The sequence below is a fragment of the Fulvitalea axinellae genome (assembly GCF_036492835.1).
Classification (GTDB): Bacteria; Bacteroidota; Bacteroidia; order Cytophagales; family Cyclobacteriaceae; genus Fulvitalea; species Fulvitalea axinellae.
Genome location: NZ_AP025314.1, coordinates 937,933 through 954,287, shown reverse-complemented (window position 1 = coordinate 954,287; position 16,355 = coordinate 937,933). Strand labels below are relative to the sequence as shown.

General features: G+C 48.6%; 9 protein-coding genes. 6 read left to right on the top strand and 3 right to left on the bottom strand.

Going from position 1 to position 16,355, the window contains the following annotated elements:
• Nucleotides 1-131: 131 nt before the first annotated feature.
• From AABK39_RS03885 to AABK39_RS03875, 3 genes are all read right to left on the bottom strand, one after another.
• Nucleotides 132-3,830 carry a hypothetical protein gene (locus tag AABK39_RS03885; protein WP_338393607.1) on the bottom strand — a complete coding sequence of 1,233 codons (3,699 nt, stop codon included), beginning with the start codon at nucleotides 3,828-3,830 and terminating at the stop codon, nucleotides 132-134.
• Nucleotides 3,831-4,025: 195 nt separating this feature from the next.
• Nucleotides 4,026-5,075 carry an NAD(P)/FAD-dependent oxidoreductase gene (locus AABK39_RS03880; RefSeq protein ID WP_338393606.1) on the bottom strand — a complete coding sequence of 350 codons (1,050 nt, stop codon included), beginning with the start codon at nucleotides 5,073-5,075 and terminating at the stop codon, nucleotides 4,026-4,028.
• A 360-nt stretch (nucleotides 5,076-5,435) separates the two neighbouring features.
• Nucleotides 5,436-7,901, bottom strand: a complete 2,466-nt coding sequence (locus AABK39_RS03875; RefSeq protein ID WP_338393605.1) for a bifunctional UDP-N-acetylmuramoyl-tripeptide:D-alanyl-D-alanine ligase/alanine racemase — start codon at nucleotides 7,899-7,901, stop codon at nucleotides 5,436-5,438.
• 136 nt (nucleotides 7,902-8,037) lie between these two features.
• Between AABK39_RS03875 and AABK39_RS03870 the strand changes: the two genes are divergently transcribed.
• The 6 genes from AABK39_RS03870 (at nucleotide 8,038) to AABK39_RS03845 (ending at nucleotide 16,313) form a co-directional block, all read left to right on the top strand.
• Nucleotides 8,038-8,490, top strand: coding sequence for a regulatory protein RecX (locus AABK39_RS03870; RefSeq protein ID WP_338393604.1), 453 nt, complete (start codon nucleotides 8,038-8,040; stop codon nucleotides 8,488-8,490).
• A gap of 117 nt (nucleotides 8,491-8,607) precedes the next feature.
• A complete protein-coding gene (locus AABK39_RS03865; protein ID WP_338393603.1) occupies nucleotides 8,608-8,832 on the top strand; it encodes a FeoA family protein in 225 nt (74 codons plus the stop codon).
• 7 nt (nucleotides 8,833-8,839) lie between these two features.
• A complete protein-coding gene (feoB, locus tag AABK39_RS03860) occupies nucleotides 8,840-10,936 on the top strand; it encodes a ferrous iron transport protein B (RefSeq protein ID WP_338393602.1) in 2,097 nt (698 codons plus the stop codon).
• Between the two features lie 337 nt (nucleotides 10,937-11,273).
• The gene (locus AABK39_RS03855) at nucleotides 11,274-13,445 is read left to right on the top strand and encodes a prolyl oligopeptidase family serine peptidase (RefSeq protein ID WP_338393601.1); all 2,172 of its coding nucleotides are present in this window, start codon (nucleotides 11,274-11,276) and stop codon (nucleotides 13,443-13,445) included.
• Nucleotides 13,446-13,704: 259 nt separating this feature from the next.
• Nucleotides 13,705-14,973, top strand: coding sequence for a glycoside hydrolase family 172 protein (locus AABK39_RS03850; RefSeq protein WP_338393600.1), 1,269 nt, complete (start codon nucleotides 13,705-13,707; stop codon nucleotides 14,971-14,973).
• A gap of 266 nt (nucleotides 14,974-15,239) precedes the next feature.
• On the top strand, nucleotides 15,240-16,313 hold the full coding sequence (locus AABK39_RS03845; protein ID WP_338392425.1) for an IS701 family transposase: 1,074 nt from the start codon (nucleotides 15,240-15,242) through the stop codon (nucleotides 16,311-16,313).
• The last annotated feature ends 42 nt before the right edge of the window (nucleotides 16,314-16,355 follow it).

Genomic DNA, 16,355 nt, shown 5'->3' with positions numbered 1-16,355 from the left:
TTTATGTGGAATGGCAAAAATAATAAGGCCCGCCGAATCGACGGGCCTTATTATTTATTTTTTAACAATTGACAGCTGTCAACAATTAGAAATTAGTCGTACTCAACAGCTTGATGGAATTCCTTTGGCCTTTAGAAATCAAACCCGAAAGAAACAAAATAACGCATATCCCCCACTTCGTAATTTTCTATCGGCCAAGCCAAATCAAGCTTGATATGATAGCTAAACAATGATGTCCGGAGTCCCCAACCCGCACTGGCCAACCACGGAGTGTGGTAGTTTTTGATACGTACGTTAAAAGCTCCAGACTCTATAGTCTCGCTATTGATACTATTTTCCGTCGGCCAGAAATCACTGCCTTCCCAAGCTGATCCGATATCATAGAACCCGACAAAAGTGAAGTTCCTGAAGAAATTCGAATTGATTGGCGAGTTGGCCAAATAACGGAACAAAGGAATCCGCAATTCAGCGCTGGCAAGCAGGACATTCGAGCCGTTAAGTGTATTAAAGTCATAACCACGAAGGCCGGTTACATAGCGCATAAATAACGCTTGTTCGTTTTCCACCTGTTCGCCAAAATGTAATGGCGTTCCCGGTTCGGCATCACTACCGTCATTTTCCGTTTTGCCCAATATCCAGTTATTCACACCTCCAAGAAGATAAGACTTCGCTCCGTCACCGAAGAACCTCCCGTAGAAAAGACGACCCGCCAATGTGATTTCGTTGTGGATCGGTAGATAATGCCGGGCATCAATCGAAATTTCCCCGAAGGTCATCAAAGGATCATCCACAGAATAGTGATATTCCAACCGTGCGATTGACCGTGTACCGATTGGCGTATTCAATGCGCTAAAGCGACTATCGTCATAAACCCAAGCGAACTCAGCCCCTATATAATCCCTGTCCGTATCATTCGAAACACTAGGGTTCAGGAACTTCGCAGGCTTTAAGTCCAAAAATCTCGTTGTGGTATAAAAAGGCGACAAAGACACCCGCGAATACCGGGTAAACGGCAAAGCCACTCCCGCCTGAAAGCGATTAAGCTTATATTTCTGGTCATAAGGCTGTACCGAAGTCACATCCTTCGTTATTACCCTTCTGTAATATTTCAGGTTAAAATCCACAAAGCGCTTCAGGTACTGGTACTCGGCGCTCATTTCGCCACTGGTAAGGTCAAGAGTACTGAATACCGTTCCGATAAAACGATGGTCTTCGAGCAAATCCGTTACTTGGAACTGGACGTTCAGGCCAAAATCCACCAACGGGTCAACCACCATTTCCATTCCCCCGCTATTGATCCGGAAAAGCGGCTCGTATTTGTTTGGTCCCGAAACGGTTTTCTCTTCCCTTTGCAACCGGTATTTCACCAGATAGGATTTCCTCTTTTTTACTTTCCTTAAAGCGTCCGAGCTAAAAACATAATTATCGGTATCGATCAAAGCCGTAGAAGACAGTTTCGGTGCCCCGTTTTTGGTGGTGTCTTGTGGAATCGGTTTATTGTTGGAATTATTAACGCCAAGCGGTGGGGTTACCACTCCCCTCGGCTCTTCCGGTTTTTGATCAAAAGTAAGATTATCCAAAGACAATAAACTGTTGTTATCCTTTTCCTTCGGCTTTTCAGGCTCGGGCTTGTCCTCTGTCGGAGGATTTGACTTCTTATCTCCAGCGTCTTCCGAATCTGAAGACACTACGGTCCCACCAAGCAACTTCTCCAACGACGATGGCTGATCCTCTTTTTGCGTGGCTTTTTGCTCAGGCTTTGGAACAGTTGTTGGCGTCGCAGGCTTTACCGTTACACTGTCATCCGGAACTTCCCCTTGCTGAACGGCCGGTTCCACAACAAGGCTGTCAGTAGTCGCCGGCTCGGTTTCTTTTTGAATCGCCGACTCCACAAGAGCGCTATCCGCACCTTGATGGGCTTTTTGTATCGCCTCAACCGTTTGGGCGTTTAGAATCTTGAGTTCCTCTTTTAGATTTTCTAATGAATCCTGAACTTGCCTTTTCTTTCGCTCGGCGATACGCTTAGCTATCCTTTTTGCATTCAGCGCCTGCATCCGCGAGGTTTGGGGCGCAAAGCTGTTCTGGGCCGTATGCGAGAAAGCCTCGGCATAAATATGTTCGCTGTCACCGTCAAGCATCACAAAGGCCAACTCGGAATTCGCCGGATTGTAACTATAATCCCGCACGCTAAGCGAATAGCGAGTAACCTGCGTAGAGATCTCGTCTTTGATATTATAGCGGTAAAGGTTAAAAATACCTTGTTGGCTACTGGCGTAAATCAGCTGGTTATCATCGACGGGCTGAGGCAGAATGTCCGCTCCCACACTATTTGTAAGACGCTTAAGCGCAACTTTTGTAGTATCGAAATTATAAGCGAAAAGGTTATAGTTATCGGAAACTTCCGAACCAAGGTCAAACGGACGTGTGACTTTAAGAGTATCAGTAGTCCTGTTGGAGCTGAAAACCAGAGTGTTTGTCCCCGGCATAAATCTAGGGTTGATATTATCGAAAGGATCGTTGGTGATTTTCCTTACGGTAAAGCGCCTAAGACTCAAGGCATAGATATCCGTTTGCCCGTCCATTTCGGCGCTCATCATCGCGATGTTCACACCTCCTTTATGAATATCGAAATCGTTGATCTGGTCAACTCTCGGAATCTGTTTTTTGACTTTGCTTTTGGAAGTTGTTTCGTACATCCAAAGGTAATTCCGGCCGTATTGCGAACCGATAACCCCTAGCGTCACGCTATCTTTCCAACTGAGCAACGGAAGCGTGTAATCGGCCTGCTGATTATTCAGCTTTAGGCCTACCCGCAATATTGTCCTTTCTTTTTTCGTCTCGGTATTCCTGATTTTCACCGCAAACCGTCCCTTGTTATTTTGGGCATACGCCAGATATTTCCCGTCAGGGCTATATGACAAGGAAGGATAACGAATATTCCTCGTATTCTTTTTCAGGCGGTCTTTTGGCATCACATAATGCTGGGTAACCTGATCGGTCATTTCCGAATAATGCTCGGCCCAGCCAGCCATAAATTCCTCAAAGTCGATAGCCAACGAATTGGAAATCGCTTTCTTCTCGTTATGGATAATCCTGGTCAGGTTCAGGATGTTGGAGACACTGGATTTGCCGTATCTCTCCACTATATAATTCCAGACCGACTGCCCGACCAACTCGGCTTCACGCCCTTCCAGCGTACTGAGTTTAATCGGCTTGCTTTTCCCTTTCCGCTGACGCTCACGGAATACGGAACGCACGTAGTCGTCCATTTCGGCATCCCAGCCATAGCCTATATAGCGGGCTATGCCTTTGGCAAACCAAGGCGGAAGCGACACAAGGTAAGCGCCCTGCAACGACTCCACGATATTTCCGCCGGAAAGCATCTCCTCTATCCAAAGCTTGGCCACGTTGTACACCAGTTCCTGCTTAAAACCTTCCTTGGTGCCAGGATAAGCCATCTCCACATAGCTTTTGAAAAACTCCGTCCGTCCGTCAATCGTGTACATATTGTAGTTAAGACCAACGTTACTCTCCTGCAGTTCCTGCGGATTGGCATAAAGAAAAATCTTCAGCTTGATAAAAGGGGCGTAGCCCACAGCGTCGGTCATTTTCTCGAATTGAGATTCGAGATATTCGATCCCCTCCTTGGCAAGGTCCTGACGCTTGCCGTAGTAGTAGAGATCGAAATTTTCCGAACTGTAAAAACGCCAGTCTTTCTCGATATACTGGATTCTGTTTTGGCCAAAAGCGGTCTCCATCCGTTGCGCCGACGCAGTGCCGACAAAACAGACCAAGGCCGTAATAAACGCCGTTAGTAATTTTTCGCGCATATGTGAAGCTGTGTTATTCCCTATCTAAAATTTGGAATGACAACCCAACCCTACAAAACCAACTTCACTATTGTCTTCTTCTAAATTGTCGGATAAAAGCCTGAAAAGTTCACGGCTCTATACGACAATTATTTTCGTAACAACATCGTACCGGACAGGCGATATCGTCCGGCTTTATTCGAACTCTTTCATTTTCTATTTCAACCGCTTGATATCCACCTCGGGGGTGATATCATTCTTTCCAGACAGGAACCCAGCGAATTCCTCGGCGAAATACGGCGCCAACGACACGCCTTTGGTTCCCAAACCGTTGAAAACGGCCAACTGGGGGTATTCCGGATGCAATCCGACAAAAGGACGCCTGTCGTGTGTAGCTGGCCTTACACCAGCGCGTTGCCCAATAATCTCAAACGGACAGTTGATCAATTTCTCCAACTTCCCCGCTAATTCCGTCCGTTTTTCTTCTGTCGGGGCAGTGTCAAGGTTTTTCCAGTCATAAGTGGCGCCCACACGGTAAGTGCCGTCGCCGACAGGAAGCATAAACACGCCTCGGTTATAGATCTCTTCGACCGCAATCTCTCCGGCCAGTTTTATTTCCAACAATTCGCCTTTGACCGGGCGAAAAGGCAAGTAGCCGAAATAACGGCTGTTTTTGGACGCGTAACCGTCGCAATAGATGATCTTTCGGGCTGAAACATCGCCGTACGTCACGCCATCTTCCGTAATTTCCAGCTTGTCTTCTTCAAATGTCTCGGGCGAAAACCTTACCTCCGCTTCCAGATACTTTCGGAAAACATCAAGCATTTCGCCTATATCCACATAACCGCAACGATCCAAAAGAAGTCCGCCGTAAACGTTGTCCATGCCGATCTTCGGAGTTCCCGGCTTTACAAGCTCCCGGACATAAGCGGCGAATTTCGGTTCGGAACATTTTCCGGTCCATTCGTTATATTCCTCCACCGACACAAACGGCCTGTAAATCGGTTTCGGATGAAAAAAGCTGGCGGCCAGTTCCTTTTCCAATTCTTCATAAAAAGGAAAAAGATATCCGAAAAGCTCATCGGCCAGCCATGTGCGAACCATTTTCCGCCCCGTTATCGGATTGAAAATCCCCCCCGCCACTCGCGACGAAATGTCTTTTCCGTAACGGTCAAACACGAAAACGGAATCTCCGTTACGCATAAGTTGCCGGGCCATAACCGTCCCCGCAAGCCCTTGCCCCACAATAATGTAATCTACGGTCATTGTCCTGTTTCAGGTAGTTTGTAACGGCCCCGATATTAGTATAAGGACTGGCAGGCAAAAGGTTACAGCGAAAAACCCGCTTTTGCCGAAACGGTCCAAAAATTATTGGTTTTCGGGTCCGAGATTGTCTGTTTTATGTTTTAAGCGATAGCTGTCTTTTCCAAACGTAATCGGTTTGGATCGAAGGCCTGTTTTAGTTGCTGTTGACGCACTAATATTTTCAATAATATACTTAAAAAACGTACGAATTTACAACATTACTACGCATCGGTAGCCATGAAATATAAATAAAGCCGTACAGCCTCCAAAGGAAAGACCCGAACTCACCGGCAAGCGTTGCATGTAGCCCGCCGGAGTCGGTTATTCGGTGATAAAAACACGCTTTACCCGCTGTCCAATATCCGTTAGGATTTCATAGGCGATGGTGCTTGCGTCATCAGCCAACCGGCTTACCGTCGGCGTTTCTCCAAACACCGTCACTTCGTCGCCCACCTCGGCTTCGATACCCGTAATATCGATCATGCACATGTCCATACAGATATTGCCGACGGTCGGAGCGAGCCGGCCATTGACGAGCATCCGTGCATTACCGTTGCCGAATACGCGCCGGAATCCGTCGGCGTAACCGATCGCTACAGTAGCTATCCTGCCGTCTCGCTCGAAACGGCCTTTACGCGAATAGCCGACACTTTCGCCGGCGGGAATATTCCGGATTTGGGAAATCACGGTTTTCAGCGAACTGACATTGCGGAGATGTTCCTGCAACTCGCCATTCGCCTCCACCCCATATAAGCCGATACCGAGGCGAACCATATCGAATTGGTATTCGGGAAAACGTACGATTCCAGCGGAATTCAGCGTATGGCGCATAGGGCGTTTGCCATAGACGGCGCAAAAATCATCATAGAATCCGTTCAGTTCACGGACCTGCCGGGCGGAAAAAGCCACGTGTTCCGGCCCGTCGGCGCCGGCGAGGTGGGAAAATACGCTGGCCACTTCCAGCGCCGGCGTTTTCTTGAGCGTACGGGCCAGTTCTATGCCTTTATCGGAGGCGAAGCCCAAGCGCCTCATTCCGGTATCAACTTTTAGGTGGACTTTGACCTTTTTGTCGGTATTCTCCATAAATTCCGAAAAGTCACGCAGAATATCGAAACTGTAAATCTCGGGTTCCAGATCGTATTCCAGAATATTTTCAAAATCGACTTCGGAAGTATTCATCACCATAATCGGGATCCGGATTCCTTGTTGCCTAAGCGAAACACCCTCGTCGGCATAAGCCACGCCCAAATAGTCGACTCGGTGATATTGGAGCAAATCCGCTATTTCCTGTCCGCCGTTGCCGTAGCCAAAGGCTTTTACCATCACCATGATTTTGGTTTCCGGGCGAAGACGACTTCTGTAAAAATTGAGATTATGCGTAATAGCGTCAAGGTTCACCTCCAAGCGGGTACCATGAGCCTTTTCTTCCAATTTCCGGACAATCCGCTCGAAACGCATTTCCCGGGCACCTTTCACCAAGATAATCTCGTCTTTGAGGTTAAGGCTCCGGGTATTCCGAAGGAATTCTTCCGTTGATCCGAAGAAAACCGCATCTGCGGGAAACAGCATTCCAAATTCTCTGATTTCCTCCCCGATTCCGATAAACCTGCTAATCCCCGAACCGTTGACGATATCGGCGATTTCCGGATAGAGTTTTTCCGGAGGAAGGCCGGATTCCCTCATATCGGAAAGGATCAGCGTCTTTTTCTTTTTCTGGCGAATCCGAACCAACAGATCAAGCGCGCGACGCAAACCCGCCCGGTCGTTATTGTAACTGTCATCGATGAGGTAAGAGCGCCCAACCGCTTTTTTCAGTTCCAGGCGCATTGAAACGGGCTGAAGCTTTACTAAACCTTGCCGTAATTTTTCCACAGGGAAACCTTCGGAAAGCAAAAGTGCCAGAACATGGAGAATATTTTCCACCGAAGCCTCATCGCGAAAAGGAAAAGCGAAAAACTCGTCGGCTTCCCCACATCTAGCTTCGATACGCGAACCCGAAGGGGAATCTTCCGCTCGAAAGCGAAAATCCGCCGAAATATCATTTTCCGTAGTCCATGAAAGAAGCGTATCCGGTTCGAATTTTTGCTCCAAAGCCTGCCGAACCTCGGTTTGATCCGCCCGGAAGACAATCTTACGGCAACCTTCGAACAAACGGATTTTCTCTTTGATTTTATGAAGGCGATTCTCGAAACCTTCGTCATGGGCCGGGCCGATATTGGTGAAAATCCCGATATCGGGGCGCAGGATTTCCCAAAGCTTGCGCATCTCGCCCAGTTTGGAAATTCCCGCCTCGAAAACGGCGTAACCGAAGCCCTCGGCCATTTCCCAAACCGAAAGCGGAACGCCGATCTGCGAATTGTAACTTCCCGGATTGCGCACCACGGAAGTTTCCGAACCGAGCAGTTTGGCCAGCCATTCCTTTACTATCGTCTTGCCGTTACTCCCAGTCACGGCCACCAACGGATATTCAAAACCCCGGCGATGACGTGACGCTATTTTCTGAAGCGCATCCACGCTATTTTCCACCAAAAGAACATTCGCCTCCGGCAAAGCTTCCGATTCGGTGCCGGACAGTTGGCGTTCCACCACAAACTGGCGCACGCCCTGCGCATAAAGATCGGCGAGGTAACGGTGGCCGTCGTGCCGTTCGCCCCGGATTGCGAAAAACAGCGCCTTGGGACTGAGAACGGGTTTTCGGCTGTCGGTGATAAGGAACTTGATGTCTTCGTCGAAGGTTTTTCGGATATATTTTCCTCCTGTGATTTGCGGAAGGTCAAAGGTTTTCATGATCGGAAGCCCGGCGATGGCGTTACTTTTTCAGATAGTTTTTCGGAATCGGTCAATTACGCAATACCGGATGACTTTGGCAAGATATTGCGCAGGCTTGGACTGACGCATATATTTGCCGGTCAAACATTACGGAATGGAAAATTACCAGAGAGCCAAACAGGCGCTGATGAGTTTTTGCGCTTACCAAGACCGCTGTACGCACGAAGCCGCCGAAAAAGCCATAAAATACGGGCTGACGGAAGAAGAAATCGCCCGATTATTGGGCGAATTGCAGTCGGACGGATTTATAGATGAGGAACGTTACGCCAAGTCTTTCGTGCGTGGTAAGTTTTTTTACAAAAAATGGGGACGACGAAAGATAGCGCAAACCTTAAGGATGAAAAACCTGCAAGACGAGCTGATAAACATCGGGATGGAGGAGATTCCGGAAGCCGAATACGCCGAGACCATGGCCGATTTGGCCCGGGCTAAATGGAAATCCGTAAAAGGCAGGAACGATTTTGAGCGAAAAATGAAAGTTCTTCGTTATCTGGCAGGAAAGGGATTCGAAGCCGATTTGGCCCGGGATATCCTCGATGAATTGTAAAATTCCCGGTTCGCCTTAGCCTATTGTGAAATTAACGGGGCAAAGCGTTTTTCTTTCCCTTGAAAGCCGTTAAATTCGGCTCTGGATTTAGATAGAGTCTAAATAAATTCACACTCCATGAAGAACAGGACAGTAGCCGACCTGAAAATAGGCGAGACCGCGATAATCCGCGGATTTGCCGACGACAGCCTTTCGCTTAAACTATTGGAAATGGGATGTTTGCCCGGTGAGGAAGTGACGCTTAAGCTCGTCGCACCCTTGGGCGACCCGATCGCCATCCGGGTGGCCGATTATCAGCTTTCCCTGCGAAAGGACGAGGCTTCTGTTATCACTGTAGAATAATACCGCCGTGGAGAAGACATTGAAAGTGGGGTTGGTGGGTAATCCCAACGCCGGGAAATCCTCGGTTTTTAATCATTTGACGGGCCTGAGCCAAAAAATCGGTAACTATCCAGGCGTAACTGTCGACAAAAAATACGGTTTCAGCGATTCTGCCTCCGGCAAACGTTGCCAAATAGTGGATTTGCCGGGTACCTACAGCATTTACCCCCGTTCGGCTGACGAGCGCGTGGTGATCGAAACCTTGAGTTGCCACAAACAGCGCCCGGATTTGGCCGTGGTAATGGTCGACGCCTCAAATCTGAAACGTAACCTTTTGCTTTGTACCCAAATCATTGACATGGGATTGCCCGTAGTGGTGGCCCTGACAATGACAGATATGGCCGAAGCCAAAGGCCTGAAGGTGCACATAGACAAACTCTCGGAGGCTTTGGGCGTTCCGGTTGTCCCTGTCGACGGACGTTCCGGCAAAGGATGCGATGAACTGAAGCACTATTTCGACGAAATCCCGGATCCTTCAACCCAAAAAGTATTCGAAGCGGAACATTCCGCCGGCGAGCTGGTGGGAAGCGTAAGCGAACATTTCCATATGGCCAACCCTTATATGGCCTACCAATATGGTCAGCAATATATGCTGTTGCCAAATCTGGACGACCGTGACCGGGACGCTTTGAAGCGAATCAGCGAAGACACGGGCTTCGACGCCGCAAAGACGCGGGCGCGCGAAGTGGTTTTGCGCTATTCCAGAATCGCCGAAATCGTAGCTTGCGTTACCGAAAAGATAACAAACTCGAAAGGCGCTACCCTGACCGAGAAAATTGACCGGGCGCTTACTCACAAAGTATACGGTTACGCCATTTTCTTCGGAATTCTGTTCCTGATTTTCCAAGCGATTTACAAATGGGCCACCATCCCGATGGATCTGATCGATGGCGCTTTCGCTGATCTGGCCTCCTGGACATCTTCGGTGATGCCTGAAGGCCCGCTGGCCAGCCTCTTGGCCGACGGGCTGATTCCCGGAATCGGAGGTGTGGTCATCTTCGTTCCCCAAATCGCTATCCTCTTCGGCTTTATTTCCCTTTTGGAAGAAAGTGGATATATGGCCCGCGTAGTGTTCCTGATGGACAAAGTGATGCGCAAATTCGGCCTGAACGGACGAAGCGTAGTACCGTTGATCTCCGGCGCCGCCTGCGCCATCCCCGGCGTAATGGCCACGCGAAGCATCGAAAACCCGCGCGACCGTCTGATCACGATTATGGTCACGCCGTTGATGAGCTGTTCGGCCCGTCTGCCAGTTTATGCCATCCTGATCGCTTTAGTGGTACCCGAGACCGCTTACCTTGGCTTCAACCTACAGGGAATCACTCTGATGGGGCTTTATATTATCGGATTCTTGGCTTCTGTTTTGGTCGCTTGGGTATTCAGCAAATTCCTGAAGACCAGCTCGAAATCCATTCTGATGATGGAATTGCCGGATTACCGCATTCCCCGCTTCAAAAACGTGGGCGTAACGGTACTGGAAAAGTCAAAAACCTTCGTGTTTGAGGCCGGTAAAATCATTATGGCCATCTCCGTTATCCTTTGGGCTTTGGCCTCCTACGGCCCTTCTGATGTAATGGAAAAAGCCGAGGACAAAGTAGCTCTGACAGTAGACAAATCCGACGAAACAGCTTTCGAAGACGCCGTAGCCGCTTATAAACTGGAACACTCTTACGCCGGAATTTTGGGCAAAAGCATAGAGCCGTTGATCGAGCCTTTGGGTTACGATTGGAAAATCGGCATCGCTTTGGTTTCATCGTTCGCCGCCCGCGAAGTGTTTGTGGGAACCATGGCCACGATCTACAGCGTAGGCAGTGGCGGAGACGACGAAGGAACCGTGGCCCACAGAATGGCCCAAGAAATAAACCCCGACACCGGCGGACCTAGATTCACGCCAGCCGTGGGCTTCTCATTATTACTGTTTTACGCTTTCGCAATGCAATGTATGAGTACCTTGGCTATTGTAAAACGTGAGACAAAAAGCTGGAAATGGCCTGCTATCCAGTTCGCCTACATGACGGCTTTGGCCTATGGATCGGCGTTATTGGCCTATCATGCTTTTTCTTAAGTTATTAAGAGGCCATCTGGAAATCTAAAACTGGAATAGCTAAGACTTCTTACACTCACAAGAAAGGCTCCGCAATAAAAATTGCGGAGCCTTTCTATTTTTTAAGGAAATTCGGAGCGTTCAATCGATTTTGAAATTCTATTGGGTTTTGGAAAGTTTAAAGACAATATTGTTGCGGAAGCGTTTCCCGTAGCCTAACTTTTGTGTTTTAGCGATTTTTTAGCTTGATTGTATATGGCGAAAGGCCCGTTAACGGTCAACGAACCGTAAAATGGATGTTTCGCCGTCATTTTTTCCCGTATTAATTAATCCAACAAACCGGTTTAAAACCTACATCATGAAAAAATCTGTACTACTGCTTGCCTGCGCTACGGGCTTCGCTTTCGCTTCTTGCGGTGGCGGAGACGGCCGTAACGTGAAAGAGGCCGCGGTAAAAAGCAACTTCAAACCTATTGCTGTGAATTATCCGGAAACAAAAACGGTCGATCAGACAGACGACTATTTCGGAACAAAGGTGGCCGACCCTTACCGTTGGCTGGAAGCGGATACCGCCAAAGACACCGAGGCTTGGGTAAAAGCCCAAAACGTAGTAACGGACGGCTATTTGGAGCAAATCCCTTTCCGCTCGAATATCAAAGACCGCTTGGAGAAAATCTGGAACTACCCGAAATTCGGATCTCCGTTCAAAGCCGGCGACAAGTGGTACTTCTTCAAAAACAACGGCCTGCAAAACCAGAGCGTGCTTTATCAGCAAGCTTCCCTTGACGGCGAGCCGACGGAATTCCTCGACCCTAACAAACTTTCGGAAGACGGAACCGTGGCGTTGGGTAGTGTTGCCTTCTCCCGCGACGGAAAGTATCTGGCTTACTCCGTGTCTCGTTCGGGATCGGACTGGAAAGAGATTTTCGTGATGGATGTCGCCACCAAAAAGCTGTTGGCGGACCATATTAAGTGGAGCAAATTTTCGGGTATAGCTTGGCAAGGAAACGGCTTCTACTACAGCCGTTACGACGCGCCGTCGGAAGGTTCGGCCTATTCGGGCAAAAACAAATTCCACAAAGTGTATTTCCACAAAGTGGGAGAAAGCCAGGACGCCGACAAGCTGATCTACGAAGACAAGGAGCACGAATTGCGTAATTTCTACGCCTACACGACCGAAGAAGAGGACGTATTGGTACTGAGCGCTTCGGAAGGCACCAGCGGCAATATGCTGATGGTAAAACCTACCGGATCGGCCTCGTTCATAACTTTGGTTGATAATTTTGACAACGACCACTCAGTAGTGGAATCCGTAGACGGCGGGGTTTTGGTAAAAACCAATCTCGACGCTCCGAACAACCGCTTGGTTAAGGTCGATTTCAAAAAACCTACGACCGAAAATTGGAAAGACCTGATCCCGAACAAGGACAAACTGCTCCAAAGCGTTTCCTTGGTCGGAGGTAAAATGATGGTGAAATATATGGAAGACGCCACTTCTAAAGTTTACCGTTACGAACTCGACGGAAAAGAGCTCGGCGAAGTGGCCTTGCCGGGAATCGGTACGGCCTCCGGTTTTGGCGGAAAGAAAACCGACAAGGAAGTGTTCTACTCGTTCACCTCGTTCACTTTCCCGTCGAACATTTACAAGTACGATATCGAATCGAACAAGTCGGAGCTGTTCCGCGCTTCGGAGATCGATTTCAAAGCCGAGGATTACGAAACCAAGCAGGTATTCTACACCAGCAAGGACGACACGAAGGTCCCTATGTTCATCACACACAAAAAAGGCCTGAAGCTTGACGGCACCAACCCGACTTACCTCTACGCTTACGGCGGTTTCGATATCAGCCTTACGCCTTACTTTTCCACCACGATGCTCGTTTGGCTCGAAAACGGCGGCGTTTACGCCCAGCCGAATATCCGTGGCGGTGGCGAGTACGGACAAGCTTGGCACGAAGGAGGCATGAAGCTCAACAAGCAGAACGTATTCGACGACTTCATCGCCGCCGGCGAATACCTGATCAAAGAGAACTATACCAGCAAAGAGCGCTTGGCCATCGCCGGCGGATCAAACGGCGGATTGCTCGTTGGCGCCTGCATGACCCAGCGTCCAGACCTCTACAAAGTGGCCTTCCCGGCAGTGGGCGTATTGGATATGTTGCGCTACCACAAATTCACGATCGGTTGGGCTTGGGCCGTGGAATACGGATCAAGCGACGAGAAGGAACACTTCGACAACCTGATCAAATACTCTCCGCTCCACAACGTGAAAGACGCGGAATATCCGGCCACGATGATCCTCACCGCCGACCACGATGACCGCGTGGTTCCTGCGCACTCGTTTAAGTTCGCAGCCACTTTGCAGAAACATCAGCAAGGGCAAAACCCGACTTTGATCCGCATCGAATCCAAAGCCGGACACGGCGCCGGAAAGCCAACAGACAAGATTATCGAGGAGAAAGCTGACGTATTCGCTTTCGCTTGGTACAACATGGGCTTCGAGCCGGAATTAGCGAAACAAGTACAGTAAAAGACATAAGCTAACGGCTCCTTTTCGAGGGTTCGTTTTGTATATTCGGAAAGCTCTTGGGACATTTATCCCAGGAGCTTTCTTTTTTCTCTCCTCACTTTTTATTTAGGACAATACCCGATCAAATTTAACCGAGACACCAATAAATCGTCCTCCTAAAGCAATGAATTGCCCCAACCCCGCTTTTATATTGGTGCTAAAAGGTTAAATTTACAATCGCTGACACATGTTTGTTTGTACGGACAAAAAATATTTAAAAATGAAAAAAACGTATTTTTTCCTTTTGGCATTAGCCTCTGTTTTCGCCGTGGCCTGTCAGGGGGAGCAGGACAAAGGCTTCAAACTTTCCGGCATCAAGGAGTTTTATAAAGCCGCTCCAGAAGGCGTAAGAACCCGATGGGTAAGCGCCGAAAACCCAAATGCTACCAAAGGCAAAGGTGGCACAACGAACAAAGGTGCCAAAGGCGACGCCTACATCCTCTTAGGCCCAGGGGAAAAGGCCGTGATTTTTGACCAAAAAGGAGCGGGCATCATCACCAAAATGTGGGTGGCCAGTTCTATCCAGTGGAAATCTCCGGCTGACCGCCGTAAAATGAAGATCGAAATGTTCTGGGACGATGCCAAAAAACCGGCCGTTTCCGTTCCTTTCACCGACTTTTTCGGAATCGGACACGGTATGGTCCGTAAGTTCGAAAGCGAGCTTTTCGCCATGCCCGAGGGAAAATCGTTCAACTCGTTCATCCCGATGCCGTACCGCAAAGCGGGCCGTATCGAGGTAACGAACGACACGGACGACCAGCTGATGTTTTATTACAAAATCGATTTCTTGGAAGTGCCAAGACACGACGACAACGTAATGTACTTCCACGCGTACTGGAACCGTGACCTGAAAACGGACCTTGGCGAAGATTACGAGATCTTGCCGAGAGTATCGGGGCGCGGCCGTTATTTGGGTACGAACATCGGCGTGCTTGGCGATTCAATTTATAAAGGAACGTGGTTTGGCGAAGGCGAAGTGAAAGTCTTCCTCGACGGCGACAAAGACCTACCGACTTTAGTGGGTACGGGAACCGAAGACTACATCGGTTCGGGCTGGGGCCAAGGCGAATACGCCAATATGGTTCAGGGTTCGTTGGTTTCTGACAAAGGCAAAGACATTTACGCCTTCTACCGCTACCATACCAAAGATCCGGTTTATTTCCATAAAGACTGTCGCGTGACGATCCAGCAGATGGGTAACGCCAGAAAGCCGAAACTCATGGCTATCCGCAAAGCGGGCGGAGAGTTCAAGGTGCTTTGGTCATACGTAGGCAAAGACGGAAAACAGGCCAGCAAGCGCTACTTGGATATGAAAAATCCTCCGAAACTGGAAGACGACAACTTCCCGGTAGCCCCAACCACCTTCTACCGTCGCGACGACGTTTCGGCTACGGCTTATTTCTATCTGGACAAACCGCAAAGCGAACTGCCAGGCTTGCCGGATATGGAAGTGCGTACCGCCAACCTGAGCGAACGCGGCGTGAAGTAATCGGGTTTTTATCGATAATTCTAAATATAAAAAGCGGGGCCGGGCCTCGCTTTTTTTTGTTTTGGATAATCCTGTTCTTTAAAACCCAAAGAGAAAATAACAGCAGAGCGAATCGTGCTGTTATTACTTGCATCTAAACTATGAAGAGGTGAAAGCCCGACGAGTGAAACGATACCCGCCAGACTTTACAATCACTAACTGACCTTTCGCTCGCCTTTCCTATTGCAATTTTGGAAATTATATGATAAGTGACCGATTTTTGAAAAATGAAAAGGAGAGACGGATTTGAATTATACACGGATTATCTTATTGCCAGTCGAGGGCAAGCCACCTCAACAGGGCTCTCAGCATCTTTGGACAATCAGATTCCCCATGATTATTTCAGCGACCTCCTCAAGCAACCGGACATGGACCAAAAGGCTTTTTGGAAAGAGGTGAAGTCTTTCGCCAGGAGTATTGAGGGCGAAGAGGCGGTTTTGAGTATCGACGATTGCATTGTCCACAAGCCTCATTCCTCGGAAAACGACATCGTAGCTTATCATTTCGACCATACTGTAGGCAAAGCGGTCAAAGGGATCAACTCCCTTAACTTTCTTCTGAGCAATACCGTGGAAGGACAAACGGTTAACTGTCCGGTCGCTTATGAGATCGTCCACAAGACGGTGAAATACATAGACAAGAACGGGAAGGAAAAGCGTAAAAGCGAGAAAACGAAAAATGAGATGGTACTGGAAGTTTTACACCGTCTAAACTTTCTGAACAAACTGGTTTTCAGGTACATTCTTTTCGATACGTGGTTCACCGCCAGCGATACGCTGAAGTATATTCATTACAAGCTCAAGAAGGTTTTCGTTTGCCCGCTGAAGAGCAACAGGAATATAGCAATGAGCGAAAAGGACAAAAACGAGGGCAAATTCATTCACGTTTCGGATGCGCCTATTGAAAGCGGTCAAGTGAAGCGGGTGTGGGTCAAGGGAGTTGATTTTCCTGTCACGCTCGCCAAACAAGTCTTTACAAACAGGGACCGGTCGACCGCGGAACAATGGCTGGTTACCAACGGGGAGAACATGGCTTTCGAGGATATCGTAGCGATCTACCAAAAACGGTGGAAAGTCGAGGAGTTCCATAAGTCGCTCAAGCAAAACACGATGTTAGGCAAGTCTCCCACAAAGATGGAGATTACCCAATTGAACCACATCTTCGCTTCCATGATCGCCTACATAAAACTGGAAAAACTGAAGGTTAAGGAGAAGCTGAATCACTTTGCGATAAAATCAAAATTGTATTTGAAGATGATAAAGGCTGCCATGGAAGAACTTGACGCCTTGCGGTCGGCCTGAAATATATTCATTAAGAATCGCTCTCCCAAATGCAGGGAGAGC

Excerpts from the sequence above, each read along its gene's own strand:
- AABK39_RS03885 (WP_338393607.1), bottom strand. The coding sequence starts at position 3,830 with ATGCGCGAAAAATTACTAACGGCGTTTATTACGGCCTTGGTCTGTTTT.
- AABK39_RS03880 (WP_338393606.1), bottom strand. The coding sequence starts at position 5,075 with ATGACCGTAGATTACATTATTGTGGGGCAAGGGCTTGCGGGGACGGTT.
- AABK39_RS03875 (WP_338393605.1), bottom strand. The coding sequence starts at position 7,901 with ATGAAAACCTTTGACCTTCCGCAAATCACAGGAGGAAAATATATCCGA.
- AABK39_RS03870 (WP_338393604.1), top strand. The coding sequence starts at position 8,038 with ATGGAAAATTACCAGAGAGCCAAACAGGCGCTGATGAGTTTTTGCGCT.
- AABK39_RS03865 (WP_338393603.1), top strand. The coding sequence starts at position 8,608 with ATGAAGAACAGGACAGTAGCCGACCTGAAAATAGGCGAGACCGCGATA.
- AABK39_RS03855 (WP_338393601.1), top strand. The coding sequence starts at position 11,274 with ATGAAAAAATCTGTACTACTGCTTGCCTGCGCTACGGGCTTCGCTTTC.
- AABK39_RS03850 (WP_338393600.1), top strand. The coding sequence starts at position 13,705 with ATGAAAAAAACGTATTTTTTCCTTTTGGCATTAGCCTCTGTTTTCGCC.
- AABK39_RS03845 (WP_338392425.1), top strand. The coding sequence starts at position 15,240 with ATGAAAAGGAGAGACGGATTTGAATTATACACGGATTATCTTATTGCC.